At 70.3% G+C, this 17,716-nt stretch carries 18 protein-coding genes and 1 riboswitch; of the genes, 8 read left to right on the top strand and 10 right to left on the bottom strand.

The features are described 5' to 3' along the window. Positions 1 to 13: 13 nt before the first annotated feature. Positions 14 to 619 carry a sterol desaturase family protein gene (locus IV088_RS21560; protein ID WP_291106046.1) on the bottom strand — a complete coding sequence of 202 codons (606 nt, stop codon included), beginning with the start codon at positions 617 to 619 and terminating at the stop codon, positions 14 to 16. 209 nt (positions 620 to 828) lie between these two features. Between IV088_RS21560 and IV088_RS21565 the strand changes: the two genes are divergently transcribed. Next, complete coding sequence (locus tag IV088_RS21565) at positions 829 to 1,548, top strand: Crp/Fnr family transcriptional regulator (RefSeq protein ID WP_291106047.1); 720 nt, start codon at positions 829 to 831, stop codon at positions 1,546 to 1,548. Between the two features lie 59 nt (positions 1,549 to 1,607). Continuing rightward, the gene (locus IV088_RS21570) at positions 1,608 to 1,811 is read left to right on the top strand and encodes a hypothetical protein (protein WP_291106048.1); all 204 of its coding nucleotides are present in this window, start codon (positions 1,608 to 1,610) and stop codon (positions 1,809 to 1,811) included. A 70-nt stretch (positions 1,812 to 1,881) separates the two neighbouring features. On the opposite strand, the gene IV088_RS21575 is transcribed toward IV088_RS21570, so the two are convergent. From IV088_RS21575 to IV088_RS21585, 3 genes are all read right to left on the bottom strand, one after another. Continuing rightward, entirely contained in the window at positions 1,882 to 2,571 is a 690-nt protein-coding gene (locus IV088_RS21575; protein WP_291106050.1) for a hypothetical protein, read from the bottom strand. Continuing rightward, a complete protein-coding gene (locus tag IV088_RS21580; RefSeq protein ID WP_291106051.1) occupies positions 2,568 to 3,593 on the bottom strand; it encodes a hypothetical protein in 1,026 nt (341 codons plus the stop codon). Before IV088_RS21580 ends, IV088_RS21575 begins: the two co-directional genes overlap by 4 nt. Positions 3,594 to 3,942: 349 nt before the next feature. Next, positions 3,943 to 5,085 carry an OmpA family protein gene (locus tag IV088_RS21585; RefSeq protein WP_291106052.1) on the bottom strand — a complete coding sequence of 381 codons (1,143 nt, stop codon included), beginning with the start codon at positions 5,083 to 5,085 and terminating at the stop codon, positions 3,943 to 3,945. A 252-nt stretch (positions 5,086 to 5,337) separates the two neighbouring features. Here IV088_RS21585 and IV088_RS21590 point away from each other — a divergent pair, with 252 nt between their 5' ends. Then, positions 5,338 to 6,036: a Crp/Fnr family transcriptional regulator gene (locus IV088_RS21590; protein ID WP_291106054.1), complete on the top strand. Its 699-nt coding sequence runs from the start codon at positions 5,338 to 5,340 to the stop codon at positions 6,034 to 6,036. 69 nt (positions 6,037 to 6,105) lie between these two features. Here IV088_RS21590 and IV088_RS21595 read toward each other — a convergent pair whose 3' ends face one another. From IV088_RS21595 to IV088_RS21605, 3 genes are all read right to left on the bottom strand, one after another. Next, positions 6,106 to 6,321: a CsbD family protein gene (locus tag IV088_RS21595; protein ID WP_291106055.1), complete on the bottom strand. Its 216-nt coding sequence runs from the start codon at positions 6,319 to 6,321 to the stop codon at positions 6,106 to 6,108. Positions 6,322 to 6,432: 111 nt separating this feature from the next. Then, positions 6,433 to 7,551, bottom strand: a complete 1,119-nt coding sequence (locus IV088_RS21600) for a carotenoid 1,2-hydratase (RefSeq protein ID WP_291106057.1) — start codon at positions 7,549 to 7,551, stop codon at positions 6,433 to 6,435. A 7-nt stretch (positions 7,552 to 7,558) separates the two neighbouring features. After that, positions 7,559 to 10,138, bottom strand: coding sequence for an ABC transporter permease (locus tag IV088_RS21605; RefSeq protein ID WP_291106059.1), 2,580 nt, complete (start codon positions 10,136 to 10,138; stop codon positions 7,559 to 7,561). Between the two features lie 194 nt (positions 10,139 to 10,332). Here IV088_RS21605 and IV088_RS21610 point away from each other — a divergent pair, with 194 nt between their 5' ends. Continuing rightward, positions 10,333 to 11,214: a transglutaminase family protein gene (locus IV088_RS21610; RefSeq protein ID WP_291106060.1), complete on the top strand. Its 882-nt coding sequence runs from the start codon at positions 10,333 to 10,335 to the stop codon at positions 11,212 to 11,214. Between the two features lie 116 nt (positions 11,215 to 11,330). Next, positions 11,331 to 11,501 (top strand): hypothetical protein, encoded by a 171-nt coding sequence (locus tag IV088_RS21615; protein WP_291106061.1) that lies wholly within the window; start codon positions 11,331 to 11,333, stop codon positions 11,499 to 11,501. Between the two features lie 90 nt (positions 11,502 to 11,591). Here IV088_RS21615 and IV088_RS21620 read toward each other — a convergent pair whose 3' ends face one another. The 3 genes from IV088_RS21620 to IV088_RS21630 all read right to left on the bottom strand — a co-directional run bounded on the left by IV088_RS21620 (position 11,592) and on the right by IV088_RS21630 (position 14,530). Continuing rightward, a complete protein-coding gene (locus IV088_RS21620; RefSeq protein ID WP_291106063.1) occupies positions 11,592 to 12,254 on the bottom strand; it encodes an SAM-dependent methyltransferase in 663 nt (220 codons plus the stop codon). Between the two features lie 204 nt (positions 12,255 to 12,458). Then, complete coding sequence (locus IV088_RS21625) at positions 12,459 to 13,829, bottom strand: XVIPCD domain-containing protein (protein WP_291106065.1); 1,371 nt, start codon at positions 13,827 to 13,829, stop codon at positions 12,459 to 12,461. Continuing rightward, positions 13,826 to 14,530: a hypothetical protein gene (locus IV088_RS21630; RefSeq protein WP_291106066.1), complete on the bottom strand. Its 705-nt coding sequence runs from the start codon at positions 14,528 to 14,530 to the stop codon at positions 13,826 to 13,828. The genes IV088_RS21625 and IV088_RS21630 overlap by 4 nt, the downstream gene beginning before the upstream one ends. Positions 14,531 to 14,694: 164 nt before the next feature. After that, positions 14,695 to 14,805: riboswitch (TPP riboswitch) on the top strand. 66 nt (positions 14,806 to 14,871) lie between these two features. On the opposite strand from IV088_RS21630, the gene IV088_RS21635 reads away from it, so the two are divergent. The 3 genes from IV088_RS21635 to IV088_RS21645 form a co-directional block, all read left to right on the top strand. After that, on the top strand, positions 14,872 to 15,912 hold the full coding sequence (locus IV088_RS21635) for a thiamine ABC transporter substrate-binding protein (protein WP_291106067.1): 1,041 nt from the start codon (positions 14,872 to 14,874) through the stop codon (positions 15,910 to 15,912). 5 nt (positions 15,913 to 15,917) lie between these two features. Next, the gene (locus IV088_RS21640; protein ID WP_291106068.1) at positions 15,918 to 17,564 is read left to right on the top strand and encodes an iron ABC transporter permease; all 1,647 of its coding nucleotides are present in this window, start codon (positions 15,918 to 15,920) and stop codon (positions 17,562 to 17,564) included. Continuing rightward, positions 17,557 to 17,716, top strand: a 160-nt coding sequence (locus IV088_RS21645; protein ID WP_291106071.1) for an ATP-binding cassette domain-containing protein, incomplete at its 3' end; no start/stop codon positions are given. The genes IV088_RS21640 and IV088_RS21645, both read left to right, overlap by 8 nt.

The raw sequence follows: 17,716 nt of genomic DNA on the forward strand, positions 1-17,716 counted from the left end.
GGCGGGGCGCCGGTCAGCCGCCGCGGCGCACCACCGGGATGTTTTCCGTCGTGGCCGGGACCTTGGGGCTGTCCTTGTGGCTGGCGGTGCGAAACACCCGGTCCCAGAAACCGCTGGTGATGCCAAAACAACAGCCATGGGCCAGGTGGTGGTGTTTGGCGTGCCAGTATTTGCGGCGCTGCAGCCATTCGCTGCCGGGCGTCCCGTGGTGCAGGGCGTGGTGGGTGAGGGCGTAGGCCAGGTAGCCGAGCAACACCCCCAGCGTGACGGCGCCGCCGAGCCAGGGGCCCAGCAGCGCGATCGCGGGCAGGCACACCACCAGGCCGATCAGCGCGGCGCCCACCACGGTGGGCGCACAGACCAGGGCGGTCGGCTGGCGGTGGTGTTCGAGGTGCCAGCCCCTGAACAGCGGCAGGCGGTGCAGCACGAAGCGGTGCAGCGCGTATTCGAGGGGGCTCCAGGCCACGAGGCCCGCTGCGACGCCCGCGCCCATCTCCAGGCCCATGCCCGCCGGCGTTCGCCAGGCGAGCCACGCCCCCAGCGCGAGCACGGCGGCGGCGCCCCACGCGAAGTCGGCGTGGCTGTCGGTGTGGCGGTGTTCGAGCGGAGAAAACGGCATGCAGGGTCCTTGGCTGCGCCCCGGCACCGGGGATCAGTGGAACCATGGTGCCGCCCGGGAGGGGGTGCGTCTGTTCACTGACGCACACAGCGAATCGATCCGGGTATGTGCGGTGACGTACATACGGCGCACACTGTGCTCCGCATACTCGAATAAGTCACACATTTGTTGGCACCCGAGGCAGCCACGCCCACACCACGAGACCACCCATGGGAATCAGACCCGACCAATCCAGCAACCAGTTGCTGGCCGCGATGCCCGAGGCCGAGTGGCAGCGCATCGCCCCCCTGCTGGAGGCGGTGGACCTGCCGCTGGGTCAGGTGCTGTACGAATCGGGCGCCAAGATGAGCCACGTGTACTTCCCCATCAACGCCATCGTCTCGCTGCTGTACGTGATGGAAAACGGCGCGTCGGCCGAAATCGCGGTGGTGGGCAACGAAGGCCTGGTGGGCATCGCGCTCTTCATGGGCGGCGAAACCACGCCCAGCCGCGCTGTGGTGCAGAGCGCGGGCCAGGGCTACCGCCTGCGGGCGGCCGACATCAAGGAAGAATTCAACCGCTCCGGCCCGGTGCTGCACCTGCTGCTGCGCTACACCCAGGCGCTCATCACCCAGATGGCGCAGACCGCGGTGTGCAACCGCCACCACTCGCTGGACCAGCAGCTCTGCCGCTGGCTGCTGCTGAGCCTGGACCGCCTGAGCGGCAACGAACTGGTGATGACGCAGGAGCTGATCGCCAACATGCTGGGCGTGCGCCGCGAAGGCGTGACCGAGGCGGCCCTCAAGCTGCAGAAGCTCGACCTCATCCGGTACGCGCGCGGCCACATCACCGTGCTCGACCGCGACGGTCTCGAAGCCCGCGTGTGCGAGTGTTACGCCGTCGTCAAGACCGAGTACGACCGGCTGCTGCCCCGGCGGCTCGCGGTGTAGGGCCTGCCCACACGGTTCGATCTGCCCGACCCCACCCTGACCACGACCCGGAGCCCTGAATGATCACCGTTGCCAACCGCGCCACCCCCCCGCCGCTCACCCTGGAGCAGCAGGAAAACGCCATGACCAGCGAGGGCGCGCCGCCCGCGGGCCAGATGCCCGGGCCGATCCACCCGCGGCCCACGCCCACCGACCCGATCACCCGCGTGACCCTGCACCTGGAGCCCGCCCCGGACCGTTCAAGGTACGTGATCAAAAGCTGAAGCCGACGGTGGCGTGCCGGGGTGCGCGCCCCGGTTCACCCCGCGGGCCGGTGTGCGCTGAAGCGGCGCCTCAGCGGGCGCTGCTGGCGCCCGGCGCCTGGGCCAGGCTGGCGAGCCACGCGCACAGCGCCACCAGGACCATGAGGTCCAGCACGGCGCAGAAGCACAGGTAGAGCAGGGGCATGAAGAGGGCCGGGAAGTGCTGCACCACCACCGCGTGCAGCAGGGCCTGGTGCGGCAGCATGACCGCGAAGTACGCCATCACGAGCACCGGGCAGAGCAGCTTCTGGTGCAGCGGCACGCGCAGCACGCCCCGGCCCAGCGCCAGCAGCAGCGGCAGCGGCAGGGCCAGCATCAGGCAGAAGCCCGCGTTGAGCAGCGTGGCCAGGTGGCCGGTCATGGCGGCGGCCGTGACCACGCCGGTGAGCGCGTCGGGCACCAGCGCGCCCGCGGGGCCCGCCTGCCACTCCAGCGAGGTGGTGGCACCCTGTCGCACCAGGCCCAGCGGCAGCGCCAGGCGTTCGCTCCACCACAGCATCGTGCCGTGCCAGGCGGCCATCAGCTGGGGCTGGAGGGCCAGCAGGGCGGCGCTGGGCAGCACCGCCAGGAGCAGCAGCTCCAGCGCGCCGCGCGGGGTCGTGCACAGGCTGAAGGCGCCCCGTTCGCCCCCGCTGCGCCGGGCGTCGGCCAGCCGCGCGCTGGCGCCACGGATGGCGTCGCGCTCGGCCGGCCCCGGGACGAGCAGGTTGGCCGGGCTCATGCCAGCCCCCAGACCAGACCGGCCCGCGCGGCGCGAACGCTGCCGTGCGCGGTCACGCCGTCCTCGGCCAGGATCACCTGGGCGCTCATGCGCGTGGGCGCGCGCAGGCTGCCCAGCCGCACACCGACGCCGAGCCGCAGCATCGATTCGGCCACCAGGGGGCCGCCGATCACGGCCTCGTTGAACACCCGGATGCTGTGGTCCGAGACGACGCTGCCGGTGACGTGCGCGTGTTCACCGATCACGATGCCCTTGTGCGCTTTCACATCGCCGTCCAGCAGCGCACCCGCGCCGATCGACAGCACGCCGGTGACCAGCAGCGAGCCGGTGAAGTGTTGGCCGCCCTGGATGAGGCAGTCGCCGTCGACCTGCCAGCCATCCTTCCCCCAGGGCCGTGCGTCCGTGAGCGGCGCGTGCGCCGGGAGCCGGCGTTTGCGCAGGTCCTGGTCGGGGTGTTCGTGGGTGCGCGGCCGGCCAAACATGATGACCGGCGCCTGCACCCACTGGAAGCAGCAGTCGTGGGCCAGCGCGATGCCGTGGTCCGACGTGAGGCGGCGCGCGGCCACGCAGGATTCGCCCAGCAGCAGCGTCTTGTCGGCATGGGCCCAGGACCGGACCCGGCTGCGCGGGCCGAACACCAGGTGGCCGTCGGCCAGCACCTCGTGGAAGTCGCTGTTTTCGCGCAGCCGCAGGTCGGCGGCGTGCGCCGGCCTGTGGCCGTGCAGGCCCGGGTCGGCGTGCGGGGTGCGGGCGACGGGCACCAGGCGGCGCTGGAGGGCGGCCAGCGGCCGGTGCCCGCGAACCAGGGCCTGCTCCAGCGATTCGCCGGCGGGCGGCCCGCCGCTGCCCAGCAGGGTGCTCACCTGCCGCAGCAGGCGCAGCGGGCTGGCCGGGTCGCCGCCGCGGGCCTTGCGGTGGGTGGGCCACGGCCACACCCGCCAGGCGGGGTAGAAGGGCAGCAGCAGCAGCGCGGCGCAGGTGAGCAGGAACAGGGTCAGCACGAGACCCGGCGCGGTGTTCATGAATGCCCTTCCGCCCTGCGGGCTGCGGGGTGCGCTGGCTGGGGGCGGCCCGGCGCGGCGCTCATGGATGCCCCTCAGCCCTGCGGGCTGCGGTGCGGGGCCTCGCGGCCCGCCGCGAATGGCGGTTGTGTATCACGGTGTGTCCCTTGCCATGGAGTGGCGATTCTGTGGAGGCCACGCAGCGGGGTCTGTGCGTCAGCGTACACAGTGATACAGGTGTCAGCGGATGTGTGCGTCGCCGCGGCGTCGGGCGCAGGGCCTCCACGCGACAAGGCCCGCCACCGGTGGTGCACCGGGGCGGGCCTTCGACGCAGCCCCTGCCGCTCACGCGGCAGGGGCGCGAGGACGTTCAGCGGGTGCCGCTGACTTCCACCTCCACGCGGCGGTCGGGCTGCAGGCAGGTGATCAGGCTGGTGCGGGACTGCTTGTCCGGGCAGTCGGCGGCCTGGGTCACGGGCGAACCTTCACCCTTGCCGACGGCGCTGATCTTGGACGGGTCGAGCTTGCCGCGGGTCACGAGGTAGTCCTTGACCGACGAGGCGCGGTCGTTCGACAGGGCCTGGTTGTAGTCCGTCGAACCCAGGCGGTCGGTGTGGCCTTCGACCGTGATCGACTGGTAGGTGGCGCCCTGGAGCTCTTTGCTGAAGGTGTCGAGCGCGGTCATGCCTTCGGGGCGCACGGTGTCTTTGTCAAAGCCGAACAGGGTGTCGGCCGAGAAGCTCACGCGCTGCGGCGCGGGGGCCATCACCACCGGTGCGGGTGCGGGTGCCGGGGCGATCACCACGGGCGCCGGTGCGGGCGCCACATAGACCGGAGCCGGTGCCGCGGCGACGACGCGCGGTGCGGCACGGCCGAACGGGAACACCAGGCTCACCGACGTCATGTCGATGTTGTTGCGGCGGCCGGTGGAGTCCTTCACGCGGTAGCGCTCCACCTCGCCGCGGATCCACATGGCCGGGCTCAGCTCGTACTGCAGGCCCACGCCCACCTTGTAGTTGGTGTTGTTGTGCTTGGTGCTCGCGGCGATGCCCGCGTTGGCGCCCGTGCCGCTGTAGTCTTCCTTGGACCAGGCGTGGTGTGCACCCACCCGGGCCAGGCCGGCGAAGCGCTGGGTGAAGGGCAGGGTGCCGACCACGTCGAAGTTCAGGCCACGCACCTTGGTGGCGCTCGACAACGAACCAGCGGGCGAGGTCTGGGTGGTGAAGCGGCTCTTGCCGAGGCTGTACATGCCGGCTTCAAGGGCGATGTTGCGGTTGATCTGGTAGCCGCCAAACACCTTGAAGGCGTTGTCGTTGCGGTCGCTGGAGCTGGAGACGGTGTCCACCCCGGGCAGCAGCACGCCGGTGGTGCGGGCGGTCTCGTTGGCCGAGCGCGCGATGCCGGCGCCGACGCCGCCGTAAAAGTGGCTGGTGTCCTGGGCGAACGCGGGCGCAGCGAGCAGGGCGCCGAGACCGGCGAGCGCAAGCAGACGGAAGGGAGGGTGGTTTTTCATGGTGGGCTTTCTTGCGTGTTGAACGCGTTGCGCGGAGTGCGTGGCCCGTTTGTAAAAGTCCGCTCACCACGCGTCCGTGCGCTGTCGTACATGGGCGGAATCGCAACAGGGCGCGGCTCTGTGCGCTGGCACACAGTGAGGGCGAGCGGTGTGCCTCACACTGTTTTTGAATGCGTTGGCACGAAGTGCCGCATGCCTTTCAGACGCCACCCCTTTGGGTGCCGCTGAACGAACCCTGAAACCCACTCCCCCATGGCACATGCCCACAACCTGTTGATCCAGCGCCTGCCGCTGGCGGAACGAACGCGCTTTCTGGCCCTGTGCGAACCGTTCGAATTGACGCTGTCTTCGGAGCTCAGCACGCGAGGCAAGCCGCTGAGCCATGCCCACTTCCCGCTGACGGGGTTTGTGTCGCTGGTCGTCGAGGTGGACAGCTCCCCCGGGCTGGAGGTGGGCATGGTGGGGCGCGAGTCGATGATCGGCTCGGAGCTGTTGCTGGGCATGGCGCCCACGCCGTGGCGGGCGCTGGTGCAGGGCGAGGGGACCAGCCTGCGCATCGACGCACAGGCGCTGCGCGATCAGATCGACCGGAGCCCCGCACTGCGCGAGGTGATACAGACCAGCCTGCTGGTGAGGCTGCACCAGCAGGCGCGGGCATCGGCCTGCGAGCGCTTCCACATGATCGGTCCGCGCCTGGCGCGCTGGCTGCTGATGAGCCAGGACCGGGCCAAGACCGACACCTTTCACGTGACCCACGAATTCATGGCGCTGATGCTCGGCGTGCGCCGCGTGGGCGTGACCGTGGCCGCAGGGGCGTTCCAGCAGAGCGGCATCATCCGGTACCACCGGGGCGAGCTGACGGTGCTCGACCGCGCGGCGCTGGAGACGAAGGCCTGCAGCTGCTACGCCGTCGACAAACAGAACCACGCCCAGTTGACCGGCCCTCGGTAGCGTCGATGGCGGGTGTTGGCCGGTGGTGGCAAGCGCCCGCGGTCGGCGGTCAACCGCAGGCGCGAACGCTCATTTCAGCCAGGCGTCGTCGGCCTTGGCTTCCCAGTCCTTGAGCTGTTGTTCGGCCTCGTCTTTCGCGATGCCGTAGCGCTCCTGGATCTTGCCGGAGAGCTGGTCGCGGTGGCCCGCGACCACGGTCAGGTCGTCGTCCGTCAGCTTGCCCCATTGCGACTTGACCTGTCCGGTGAGTTGTTTCCAGTTGCCTTGAATGGTGTCCCAGTTCATGTGAGTCCTTTGGTTGCGGTGGGGGAAGTCCTCACCAGAGGTCATGATGGGATGGGACGGGGCCCTGGTCTGTGCGCCGTCGAACCAACGCGGCGATGCCCCGCCCGCAGGTCACAGCACCAGGCGTTTCGCGTAACCGGTCATCTCCAGGTAGCCCCGGCCCACGCGAGCCCCGTTGCTGTCGAACAGGTCGGACAGGCCTTCCCAGTACACGGTGCCGGTGCTGGCGTCGCCATCGAGTTCCTGCGGGTCGATCACGGCCTTGACGGTGTAGAAATCGGCGGGGGTGCGGATGCGCCACTCCACCGGGTAGCGCGCGCCGGTGCGCGGGCTGGTCCAGTGGCGCTGGGGCACGAAATCCAGTTCGCCGGGGATGAAGCGGTACACGTCGGTGCTGCCGCCCGCGCGGAACGAACCACCGGCCCAGAGCTGGCTGCCGTCCTGGCGGCGCAGCTGGAAGGCGGTGAGGCTGTGGCCGCCGTCGAGGTTCATGCCGATCCAGTCCCAGCCGACCGCGTCGGGGTGCATCAGGGCCTCGCTCCACTCGTGGTCGAGCCAGGCGGTGCCCTGCACCTCGAAGGACTCGCCTTGCAGGCCCAGCGTGCCGCGCACCGCCAGCTGCGGGTGGCTGACGTAGAAGCTGGCCTGCGAGGGGTTCGGCCCCTTGCGCGAAAAGCCCTGGTCGCCCTGCAGCAGCGGCGGCTGAACCGGTGTGGCCCGGAGCGCCAGGCGCAGGGTGTCGCTCTGGATCTGTGTGGTGTAGGCGCCGTCGGGCCCGCGCCGCAGCCCCCAGTCGCGCAGGGCCACGTCGGTGTCCGCCGTGCTGGCGAACACGCCGCGCTCGCGCTGCGCCGGGGCCTCGCCGTTCCAGCGGCCCATGCGCTGCTCGTGCCACAGGCGACCGCCGCGCACGTCGGTGATGGCCGCGTGGGCGAACAGCAGTTGCTTCGCCGCCAGCCGGCTTTGCAGCGCCTGCGTGCCGTCGATGCGGCTGCGGAAGAAGGTCACCTGAAAGCCGAACTCGCGGCCCGCCGCGTCGCGCGCCTGACCGGTGAGGTACCACCACTCGGTGCGGGTGTCGTTGTGGCTGCCGTGGTCGCGCGGGAACACCAGCGGCCGGGGCGCCAGGACCAGCGCCGGCTCGCGGGCGAGCGACCAGGCGGGCAGGGCGGACGCGGCGGTGCCGATCAGCAGCGCGCGGCGCGGCAGGTTCAGGGGCTTGTGGTTCATGGGTCTGTCACCAGTCTTCTTTCACGGCCTGCACCGCGTCGCGGCTGGCGGCGGCGCGCCCGGCCAGCCAGGCGGTGAGTGTGCCGGCCAGCACCACCGAAACGCACAGCGCGAGCAGGCGCAGCCAGGGCAGGGCGAGGTCCATGGTCCAGTGAAAGCTCTGCGGGTTGACCACGAACACCAGCACCACGCTCACGCCCAGGCCGAGCGCCAGGCCGGCCAGCGCGCCGAGCACCGTCCAGGCCAGGCCTTCGAGCGCGACCACGCCCAGGATCTGCCGGCGCGTGAGGCCCAGGTGGGCCAGCAGGCCGAACTCGCGACGCCGCGCCAGCACCTGCGCGCTGAAGCTCGCCGCCACGCCAAACAGGCCGATGCCGATCGCCACCGCCTGCAGCCAGTAGGTGACGGCGAAGCTGCGGTCGAAGATGCGCAGCGAGGTGGCGCGGATCTGCCCGGCCGAGGCCAGCTCGATCAGGTCCTGCGCGCCGGCCTGCCGGGCCAGCGCGCGCAGGCCCTCGCGCACAGCGTCTTCGTCGGTGCCAGGTGCGAGGTGCAGGGCGAGGTCGTTGACGCGGTTGTCGCCCGAGAGTCGCACGTGGTCGGCCAGGTCCATCACCACGCTGCCGTGCTGCCGCGCGTAGTCGCGCCAGACGCCGGCCACGAAAAAGCGCGTGCCGTGGGGCGCCTTGGGAAACGCGGGGGCCAGCGCGTCGAGCCAGCCGCCGGGTTTCGCGCCGTGCAGGTCGAGCATGGCTTCGCTCACGTACACCGCCACGGCCCGGCCGTCGCCGGCGGGCAGCGGCAGCGCCGGGTCGAGCAGCGGCAAGCGCTGGCCCGGGTCGGCGCCCGGCGACATCGCGAGCGGCCGCGCCAGCACGGTGACGGCCGGCAAGGCCGTGTCCATCAGCACGCTGCTGGTGCGCAGCGGGTCGACGCGCAGCACGCCGGGCAGCTGGCGCACGGCGCTCACGAAATCGGGCGGCAGCGCCTGCCCGTCGCTCACGCCGCCGACGCCGCTGCGCACATAGAGCTGCGCCGGCAGCACGCCGTCGAGCCAGAGCGTCACCGAGTCGCGAAAGCTCGCCACCATCACCGTGAGCGCAACCGACAGCGCCAGGCTCGCGACCACGCCGCTGGTGGCCACGGCGGCCGTGTCGCGCTGCCGGCGCGAGCGCTCCACCGCGAGCATCGGCAGCGCGCGGCGCTGGACCGACGGCGCCAGCCGGTCAAGCAAGGCCCCGACGGCCAGCGGCAGCGCGGCGATGCCGCCCACCAGCAGCAGACCGACCGAGACATAGGCCGCCAGCGGGATGCCAGCCACCGGTGGCGCCCAGGCCAGCGCGGCGGCCAGCAGCACCATGGCGAGCGCCGCCGCGTGGTGCCCCGGGCGCGAGGCGCCACCGCCACCCAGCCCCTTGAGCGCGAGCGCGGGCGCCATCTGCGCGGTGGCGCGCGCCGGCCACCAGCCGCCCACGAGCGCCGCGACCACGCCGAGCGCGCCGTAGAGCAGGGCCGCGCCCGTGCTCCATTGCAGCGCGGGCGCCACCCCCGAGAAATAACCGCCACCCAGGTCGCCGCCCAGCACGCGCAGCGCCAGCGCGGCCAGCCCCGTGCCCAGCGCCACGCCCAGCACGCTGCCAAAGAGGCCCAGCAGGGCCGACTCGGCCAGCACCAGGCGCAGGCGCTCCGGCGCCGACAGGCCCAGCACGCCCAGCAGCGCGAACTGCTGCTGGCGCCGCGCCACCGACAGCGAGAGCACCGAAAACACCAGGAAGCCGCCCGTGAACAGCGCCACCAGCGCCAGCACCGTGAGGTTGACGCGGTAGGCGCGTGAGAGGCTGTCCGCGCGTTGGCCGGTCTGTTCGGGCCGCTGCGCGACCACGTGGGGCGGCAGGGCCAGCGCCTGGAGCAGGCCGTCGGCGGTGGTTCCGGGCTGCAGCCGCAGGTCGATGCGCGAGAGCGCGCCGACGCGGCCCATCAGCTGCTGCGCGGCGGCCACGTCCATCACCAGCAGCGGCCCGCCGGGTGCATGGACCGTGCCGGCGATGCGCAGGGTCTGAAACCCCAGCCCACTTTGCACGGCCACGGTGGCTGGCGCGCTGCCCCCGGCGGCCAGGGCCTGGCGCGCGGCCGGGTTGAGGAACACGGCGTCGGGTGCAAACAGGTCGAACCGCCGGTCGCCCGAGGCATCGCCTCCGGGCGTGGGCACCGGCATCAGCGCGGGCGACACCCCCGCCACCGACAGCGCGTCCACCCCCACCAGCCGCACGACCACGCGCTGGTCGCCGGCGCCACGCAGCGAGGTGGTCGCCTCCAGCACCGGGCTGGCCAGGGCCACGCCCGGTTCGGCGATTACCCGCTCCAGCAGCGCGTCGTCGAGATCACCCTGGCGGGCGCGCAGTTCCAGGTCGGGCTGGCCGTTGACGGCGCTCACCGCGCCCGCGAATTCGGCCAGGGCCGAGGCGTTGATCAGTTGCACCGCCAGCGCGAGCGCCACGCCCAGCATCACCGCGACCACCGCCGAGGCGTTGCGCCAGGGGTGATGGCGCAGTTCTTGCAGGGAGAAAGTGGTCAGCAGCGCACGCATGGTTTGAGCTTAAGCCCATCCGTCCGTCTGGCGACCCGACCGGTGAATGCCCGGGCCGCGCGGTGCGTTCGACAGCGCACCGACGTCCGGGCGCACCGCGCTTAAGATGCTTTTTCCCTCGACGGGACGTCACCGCCCAGCCGGCGCACCACCGCGCTGCCCTCGCCGCCCCCCTTTTTTTTTACGGTGATCCCATGGTCCGCATCCACCTCGCCATCGACCTGAACTACATGGTCAATCCGCCCTCGGCGGACTTCATCTTCAACATCCAGGCGGCGCTCTCGCCGCAGCAGACCGTGGTCTGGGAGGAGCTGCAGGTCAGCCAGCCCGTGCCGCTGGTCATGCACACCGACGCCGCCACGCGCAACCGCACCCTGCGCCTGAGCGCCGGCCCGGGCCCGCTGCAGGTGCGTTACCGCGCCACGCTGGACATCCGCCACCACGAGGCCGCGCCCGACACGGTGTTCGAGACGCCAGTGGCCCAGTTGCCCACCGACGCGCTGCTCTACATCTATCCCAGCCGCTACTGCCAGTCGGACTGTGTGACCGCGCTCGCCAACTCGCTGTTCGGGCAGATGCCGCACGGCTATGGCCGCGTGAAGGCGATCCAGGACTGGGTGCAGAGCCAGGTCACGTTCCAGTCCAACACCAGCAACTCCATGACCTCGGCGCTGGACACCCTGAACGACCACAAGGGCGTGTGCCGCGATTTCGCGCACCTCATGATCACGATGTGTCGAGCGCTCAACATCCCGGCGCGCTTCACCACCGCAATCGACTTCGGCGCCGACCCGGCCCTGGGCCCGACCGACTTCCACGCCTACGTCGAGGTCTACCTCGGTCACCGCTGGTACCTGTTCGACCCCTCCGGCACCGCCATTCCCATGGGCTTCGTGCGCATCGGCACCGGGCGCGACGCCGCCGACGCCTCGTTCGCGACCATCTTTGGCGGCGTGCAGGCGCAGGCCCCGGTCATCGACATCTCGGCCCAGGTGAGCCCGCAGAACGGCTGGCAGATGCCGGTGCACCGCACCGAAGCGCTGTCCACCGACAGCGGCTGGCACACCGGCTTCTGACCCTCCCCGGGGCCGGTCAGCGACGGGCGGGCCGCCTCCGCCCGTCCGTCGGCGCCAGGCCAGGGCCGCGCCTGTGGCCTAATAAGGGGTTTTCAACTTTTCTCTCTGGAACCGTCATGGGCAACAAAATCGTCACCGAAGCCGACCGCAAAGCCACCCCCCGTCCCACCCCCATGCCCGGCATGGCGCAGCCCATCGGCGGCCGTGGCCAGCGCGTGAGCCTGGAGCGCGGTGTCGCCACCCGCTCCAAGAAGAACCCCGGCAAGCGCCCCAACAAGGGCGGCTGATCACCGCTTCCCGACCTTCGCGGTCGGACGACAAAGGCCCGCGAGGGCCTTTTTGTGTTTTCAGGCCCCATTGAGTGAGGCCGTGGGCGTTCAGTGCCTGAATCGAAGCAGGCGCCCCTTGTAGGCCTCGCCGCTTTCGAGCCGGGTGTCGGCGGGCGTCATGGTCAGGCGGTAGCCCCGCGCGGCCATGGCGTGGCAGAAGGCGCTGCGGTTGCTGCGGTCCGGGTCCACGATGACCACCTGCACGTCCGGGGTGGCATGCTGGTCAATGAAGCGCGCGAGCTGCGCCGGTTGCTGGCGCTCGTAGAGCACGTCGCTGCCGATGATCAGGTCGAAGCGGCCCAGACCGCTGGCGCCATCGGCGTCGTCCAGGGCCCAGTTGCCGGCCCGGCAGGGCAGCGGGCCCAGGCCGTTGGCCTGCAGGTTCTCCTGCAGAAAGGCCCCGGTGAGCGGGTGCCAGTCGGTCACCGTCACATCGCCCGCGCGCCGGTGGATCACCAGGCTGGCCAGCGCCAGGCCGGCCCCGATTTCCAGGATGCGTTTGCCGGCGATCGCGTGGCCGTGCATGAGCAGCGCCAGCACGCGCGCCGAGGGCCAGACCTGGCCGAACAGCGGCCAGCCCGAGGCGCCCATGCCCGCGTCTTCAGCGGCCCCCTGGGGATCGGCGTATTGCTGCTTGTCGAGCAGGGAGCGGATGGCGTAGTCCAGGCCGCCGATGGTGACGGTCTGGTGCTTGACCTGGTAGCCGGGCATGGGGTGTGGTCTTCATGGTGCGTGGGCGTTGTGAAACGGTTCTGATCGAACGGGCACAGCGCTTCCATGGAAACCACGGGCACGGGCATGCGGGGCCGAGGAGGCGATCTCGCGGGTGGCCCGCGGCGGTGGCGGGCGCGAACCACGGTACCACGGGTGTCAAGGCATGCAGCGCATGGCGGCGCCGCCACCGGATGGGGGTGTTCAGCCCCGGCTCATGGCCGGTGCGCGCGAGGACATGTCTGCGTGCGCCACCGTCTGGGCATCGGGCGCCGGGGCCGTGGCCAGGCGCTGCACCGACCCGTCCACAGGCGTGTTGGCCGCCTGGCGGGCGTCGATCCGGGCCTCTTTCAGGGTCGAACCGTCTTGCTCGGCGAAGCGGATCTGCCCGCCGTCCACCTTGAGGTGGGTGATGCGATTCAGACCCGCTTCCGAGGCCTTTTGCGCCAGTGCGTGGACCGTGTTCTCCAGGCCCTGGTCCCACGGCAGTCCGTGTTGCTGGGCCAGTCGCTGCACATGGTCGCGGCTGTCGTCGAGCAACTGGCGCGACCCCTGAGGCAGGGCCGCCGGGTCGAGCGAGGCACCCTTGCGGTCGCGCTGCGAGGGCTCACCCGGGTCGTGCGGCCCTCGAATCGTGTCGATGGCGTCTTTGACGTTGCCGTCCAGGCCGCGAGACACGGCGGTCAACACGCCGCGCATCTGGCGCACGTCCTGGCGGTACTCGCCGATCTGCACCGACTGCTGCTGCGCCAGGCTGCGGGCCTGCGGATCGGCCAGGATGGAGCGGTCGGCCTGGCCCGCCGCATCGACGCCCACGAAGTGGTGCATGCTGTGGCTGCCGCCCATGGCCACCGCCGCGCTGAGGGTGCTCGGTGGCGTCATGCCCGCGGCCCAGAGCGCGGGGGAATAGGGACGCAGCGGGTCGCTCCAGTGGGTCTTGTTGTCGTAACCCTTGGCCAGCAGCGTATCGACCTCCTGCTGCCGGGCGTAGATGCGGGTTTCGCCGAAGTGGGGGCTGGCGGCACTCACGGCGTCACCTGCCATCATGTGGTTGATCACCGAGTGCCCGCCCTCGGGAATGCGCCGCCCCAGGCTGGCGGCGCCATAGGCGTTGAAGGTCTCGCCCTTGAGGTCGAAGTGGTGCGCGCTGACCTGGGCGAGCGTGCCGCCGAGGGAGTGACCGGTGGTGGTGACAGAAGATGGCGTTTGCCCTTTCTCCGACGCCTCTGTGGCAGCCAGATCGATGGCTCGTTGAGTCAAGGCAATGGCGTCGTTGGCCTGCAGGTTCGAGCGGTTGAGCACCATGCCGCCATCGGCCAGGGCACCGTCCTTGTAGGCCTCCCGATCGAACTCGGTGCCACGGTGGGCGACGATGATTTCGCCGGTGTCCCTGCGCTGATAGATCGTGCCTTGATAGCCCGTCTTGGGGTTGTCCACATGGGCACGCACATAGAAATGAACGCCGCCCGAGACTATAGATGGAGCCGATTCATCATCTCTGTCGTAACTCCGGGCTGGCGTGGGCTTGTACACATGCCATGCCAGGTCGGCGTATTGCTGACTGCTGACACTCATGGTTTGGCCTTCACTTTGGCGGTGATGGAGAACAGGTTGTTGCGGTGTGTGGGGCCGAACCCTTCAGGATTTCGATCTCCAGGGGAACTCGTGCCAGCTGCATCCGGGCGTCGAGGATAGCCACCCTTCCAGAAGTACAGCCGGTAGGTGGCGCCGTCCACGAACTCCTTGGCATCGAGGCTGACGCCATACACCGTGTCCTCCTTTGCCTCGCTGGCAGCGAAACCCGCGCCGGCGCCGCCCATCTCCCAGCGGCACAGACCTTTGCCGTAGTAATCCTCGTCCACCATGCCGTCCAGCGCCACCATCATCACAAAGCGATTGGGGCCCAGGGATGTGACGGGCAAACTCAAACCTTTGAACGGTGTGCCCCAGGTGCCCGCCCAGGCATTGGTGACGAAGGTGCAGTTGGGGGCCTGCGTAGCGCTGTAACCAGCGCTTCCCCGTACCGCCATCAACGGACCCGGCGCGTCGTGAATCTCGAACTCCACCTCGAACACCTGTTTCGGAGACGGGTTGATCTTGAATAGATGTGCCTGCTCCGACTTGTCGTTCTTCTGAGCGCCCGTGGTCTGGGCGTTTGCAGCGGGCTCGCCGCTCGGTGACGCAGCAGGGGCTGTGGGTTGGCAGGCCATCAGTGGCCCCCAGACGGCAACGATGCAGGCCGCACGGCCCCAGCGGTGAAAAGGGAATTCATGCACACACACCTCCTTGATGTTTTTCGGTCATGCCAAACGGCCGCCCGGTTGTGTACACCGATAGGCCTACTGGAAGTATAGGTAAAGCCCGTGGGGCTTCTTGGCCTGTCACCGGTCGTGGACACGGCCCCTCCCTCCAAAAAGGGATGAGCGACGACTACAATCCGGCACTTCACCGGGGGTGCCCACAACCCGCAGCGATGCGGGCAGCGGCTGAGAAATACCCCTCTCACCTGATCTGGGTTGTGCCAGCGTAGGGAGCGTGATGAGCCGGTCCGCTGTCTTGCAGTGATGCCGACCCTGTCAAGCGCTTCACGCAGGCGTTTTTGACAAGGCGGTTTCACATGCAACGGCGGCTTTTTTCTGCGGCTCTGGTGTCGGTTTCCCTCGCGGTGCTCTCGCCCGCGGTCATGGCTCAGACGCCGACCCCCTTGCGCGTGCTCACGCACAGCTCGTTCGACCTGCCCAAGGAGCTGCTGGCGCAGTTCGAGAAAGAGGTCGGCGTCAAGCTGCAGGTCGTCAAGGCCGGCGACGCCGGCGAGATGACCAACAAGCTCATCCTCACCAAGGCCAGGCCCATCGCCGATGTGGTCTACGGCATCGACAACACGCTGCTGCCGCGCGCGCTGGCCGCCGGCGTGATCGAGCCCTACACCGGCCCGGCTGCCCAGCGCGCTGCCGCGGTGGCGCTGGAGGGCGGCGTGGTGCCGGTGGACTACGGTTTCGTCACGCTCAACATCGACAAGGCCTGGTTCGCGAAGAAGGGCCTGGCGCTGCCGACCTCGCTGGACGACCTGGCCCAGCCGGCCTACGCCAAGCTGCTGGTGGTACAGAACCCGGCCACCTCCAGCCCCGGCCAGGCCTTTGTGTTCGCCACCATCGCCGGCCTGGGCGAAGAGGGCGCTTTCAAGTGGTGGGGCCGGATGCGCGGCAACGGCGTGAAGGTGGTCAAGGGCTGGACCGAGGCCTACTACACCGAGTTCACGCGCAACGGCGGCACGCGCCCCATCGTGGTCAGCTACGCCAGCAGCCCGGCGGCCGAGGTCTTCTACAGCAAGGAAAAGATCTCCGAGTCGCCCACGGCCAACCTGTTCCTCAAGGGCGGCGTGTTCCGCCAGGTCGAGGGCGTGGCGCTGGTCAAGGGCGGCAACCCCGCAGCAAAAGAAGCCGCCGGCAAGTTCATCGAATTCCTGCGTGCGGCGCCCGCCCAGCAGGCGCTGCAGACCACGATGTGGATGTTCCCGGCCGAAGCGGGCGCGGCGCGCGTCGACGTGATCAAGGCGCACGCGAGCGAGCCTGCGACGTTTGACAACCCCAGCACCACCGACATAAACAGCAAAGGCAAGGCCTGGCTGCAGCGCTGGACCAAGGTTGTCCTGAAATAAGGACCATGCCGCGCCTGCCTGCCCGCCGGCTGCTGCCTGCGCTGCCGCTGGGCTTTCTCGCCCTGGTGCTGGTGGCGCCAGTGTGGCGCTTGCTGGTCGAGGGGCTGGGCGGGGCAGGGCTGGACGGCGCCGAACCGGTGCGCTGGCTCGATGTGTGGCAGGACGATCACCTGCGCTGGCGCATCGTCTGGTCTTTTGCGCAGGCGGGCATCACCTGTGTGCTGGCCTTGTTGCTGGGTCTGCCTGTGGCCTGGGTGCTGGCCAGGCTGGCGTTTCCCGGCCGCGCGCTGGTGCTGCGCCTGCTGATGCTGCCCTTCGTGGTGCCCACGCTGGTGGCCGCGCTCGGCGTGCTGGCGCTCTGGGGGCCGCGTGGGCTGATCGGCGGGCCGCTGGCCGGGGCAGGCATCGAGCTGGTGGACACGCCCTGGCTGTTGCTCTACGGCAACCTGTTTTTCAACCTGTGCCTCGTGGTGCGCGCGGGCGTGGACGCGCTGGAGCAGGTGAGCGCGCCGCGCGTGGCCGCCGCGCGCACGCTGGGTGCCACGCCCTGGCGCGCGTTCTGGCGTGTCGAATGGCCGGCCATCCTGCCCTGGCTGGCGTCGGCGCTGTGTCTGGTGTTCCTCTACTGTTTCGCGGGTTTCGGCCTCGCGCTGATCCTCGGCGGCCAGCGCTACGCCACGGCCGAGGTGGAGATCTACACCCTGGTCGCGCACGAGCTGGAGCTGGGCCGCGCGGGCGTGCTCGCGGTCTGGATGCTGGGGCTCACCGGCACGGTCGCGCTGGCCTACGCCTGGCTGGAAAAACGGCTGGCCGCGCCGGGGCGCGTGTCGCCCATTCCGCGGCAGCGCCCGGTGGGTCCGTGGCAGTGGGCGGCCGTGCTGGCCGCGCTGGGCGTGCTGTTCGTGGTCTGCGCGGCGCCGCTGCTGGCCATCGTGTGGCGCGCCGCGATGGCCTTGCTGGCGGGGCAGGGCGCTGACGTGCTGGCGCAGGGCGACACGCTCGATGCCTTGTGGAACACACTGCGCTTCACCGCTCTGGCGCTGGCGCTCGCCACCGCGCTGGGCCTCATGCACGCGCTCGCGGTGCGCGCACTCGACGCCGCGTCCATGGCGCGCCACGCCAGCGAGGCCCGAGGCTGGATGGCGCTGGCCTGGCGCGCGGCGGCCTTTTTGCCGTTCGTGGTGTCGCCGGTCACGGTGGCCTTCGGCCTGCTGCTGCTCTACCCGGACCTGACCGCGAGCCTCGCGCTGCTGCTGGCGGCCTACGCGCTGCTGGCCTACCCCTTCGTCGCGAAGTCGCTCACCGCCGCGCTCGACGGCCTGCCTGCCAGCTGCGCGCAGGCGGCGGCTTCGCTCGGTGCGAATCCGTGGCGCGTGTTCTGGCGGGTCACCTTGCCCATGGTGGCGCCCGCGCTGCGCCGGGGCATGGCTTTCGCGGCCGCGACCGCGCTGGGTGAGTTCGCCGTCACGCTGTTTCTCTCGCGGCCCGAGTGGACCACGCTCACCACCCTGATCTACCAGCACCTGGGCCGCCCCGGCGCCGCCAACCTCGACGCTGCGCTCGTGCTCGCCTGCCTGTTGATGGCGCTCGCGCTGCTGGCCTTCACGCTGATCGAAGGCCCTGCGCACAAGGACAATGCCCCCCATGCTTGAACTGCGCGACATCGCCAAACAATGGGACCACCGCCTCTTGCTCGCTGGCGTGAGCCTGAGCGTGGCCGCGGGCGAAACCGTGGCTTTGCTGGGGGCTTCGGGCAGCGGCAAGAGCACCCTGCTCAAGATCGTGGCCGGGCTGGAAGCGCCGG

The sequence above is a fragment of the Hydrogenophaga sp. genome (genome assembly GCF_018780075.1).
Classification (GTDB): Bacteria; Pseudomonadota; Gammaproteobacteria; order Burkholderiales; family Burkholderiaceae_C; genus Hydrogenophaga.

What these genes read in the sequence shown, in the direction of transcription:
- IV088_RS21620 (WP_291106063.1), bottom strand. Translation starts at nt 12,254, where the DNA reads ATGCCCGGCTACCAGGTCAAGCACCAGACCGTCACCATCGGCGGCCTG.
- IV088_RS21605 (WP_291106059.1), bottom strand. Translation starts at nt 10,138, where the DNA reads ATGCGTGCGCTGCTGACCACTTTCTCCCTGCAAGAACTGCGCCATCAC.
- IV088_RS21600 (WP_291106057.1), bottom strand. Translation starts at nt 7,551, where the DNA reads ATGAACCACAAGCCCCTGAACCTGCCGCGCCGCGCGCTGCTGATCGGC.
- IV088_RS21560 (WP_291106046.1), bottom strand. Translation starts at nt 619, where the DNA reads ATGCCGTTTTCTCCGCTCGAACACCGCCACACCGACAGCCACGCCGAC.
- IV088_RS21615 (WP_291106061.1), top strand. Translation starts at nt 11,331, where the DNA reads ATGGGCAACAAAATCGTCACCGAAGCCGACCGCAAAGCCACCCCCCGT.
- IV088_RS21590 (WP_291106054.1), top strand. Translation starts at nt 5,338, where the DNA reads ATGGCACATGCCCACAACCTGTTGATCCAGCGCCTGCCGCTGGCGGAA.
- IV088_RS21565 (WP_291106047.1), top strand. Translation starts at nt 829, where the DNA reads ATGGGAATCAGACCCGACCAATCCAGCAACCAGTTGCTGGCCGCGATG.
- IV088_RS21595 (WP_291106055.1), bottom strand. Translation starts at nt 6,321, where the DNA reads ATGAACTGGGACACCATTCAAGGCAACTGGAAACAACTCACCGGACAG.
- IV088_RS21570 (WP_291106048.1), top strand. Translation starts at nt 1,608, where the DNA reads ATGATCACCGTTGCCAACCGCGCCACCCCCCCGCCGCTCACCCTGGAG.
- IV088_RS21610 (WP_291106060.1), top strand. Translation starts at nt 10,333, where the DNA reads ATGGTCCGCATCCACCTCGCCATCGACCTGAACTACATGGTCAATCCG.
- IV088_RS21635 (WP_291106067.1), top strand. Translation starts at nt 14,872, where the DNA reads ATGCAACGGCGGCTTTTTTCTGCGGCTCTGGTGTCGGTTTCCCTCGCG.
- IV088_RS21585 (WP_291106052.1), bottom strand. Translation starts at nt 5,085, where the DNA reads ATGAAAAACCACCCTCCCTTCCGTCTGCTTGCGCTCGCCGGTCTCGGC.
- IV088_RS21625 (WP_291106065.1), bottom strand. Translation starts at nt 13,829, where the DNA reads ATGAGTGTCAGCAGTCAGCAATACGCCGACCTGGCATGGCATGTGTAC.
- IV088_RS21640 (WP_291106068.1), top strand. Translation starts at nt 15,918, where the DNA reads ATGCCGCGCCTGCCTGCCCGCCGGCTGCTGCCTGCGCTGCCGCTGGGC.
- IV088_RS21575 (WP_291106050.1), bottom strand. Translation starts at nt 2,571, where the DNA reads ATGAGCCCGGCCAACCTGCTCGTCCCGGGGCCGGCCGAGCGCGACGCC.
- IV088_RS21580 (WP_291106051.1), bottom strand. Translation starts at nt 3,593, where the DNA reads ATGAACACCGCGCCGGGTCTCGTGCTGACCCTGTTCCTGCTCACCTGC.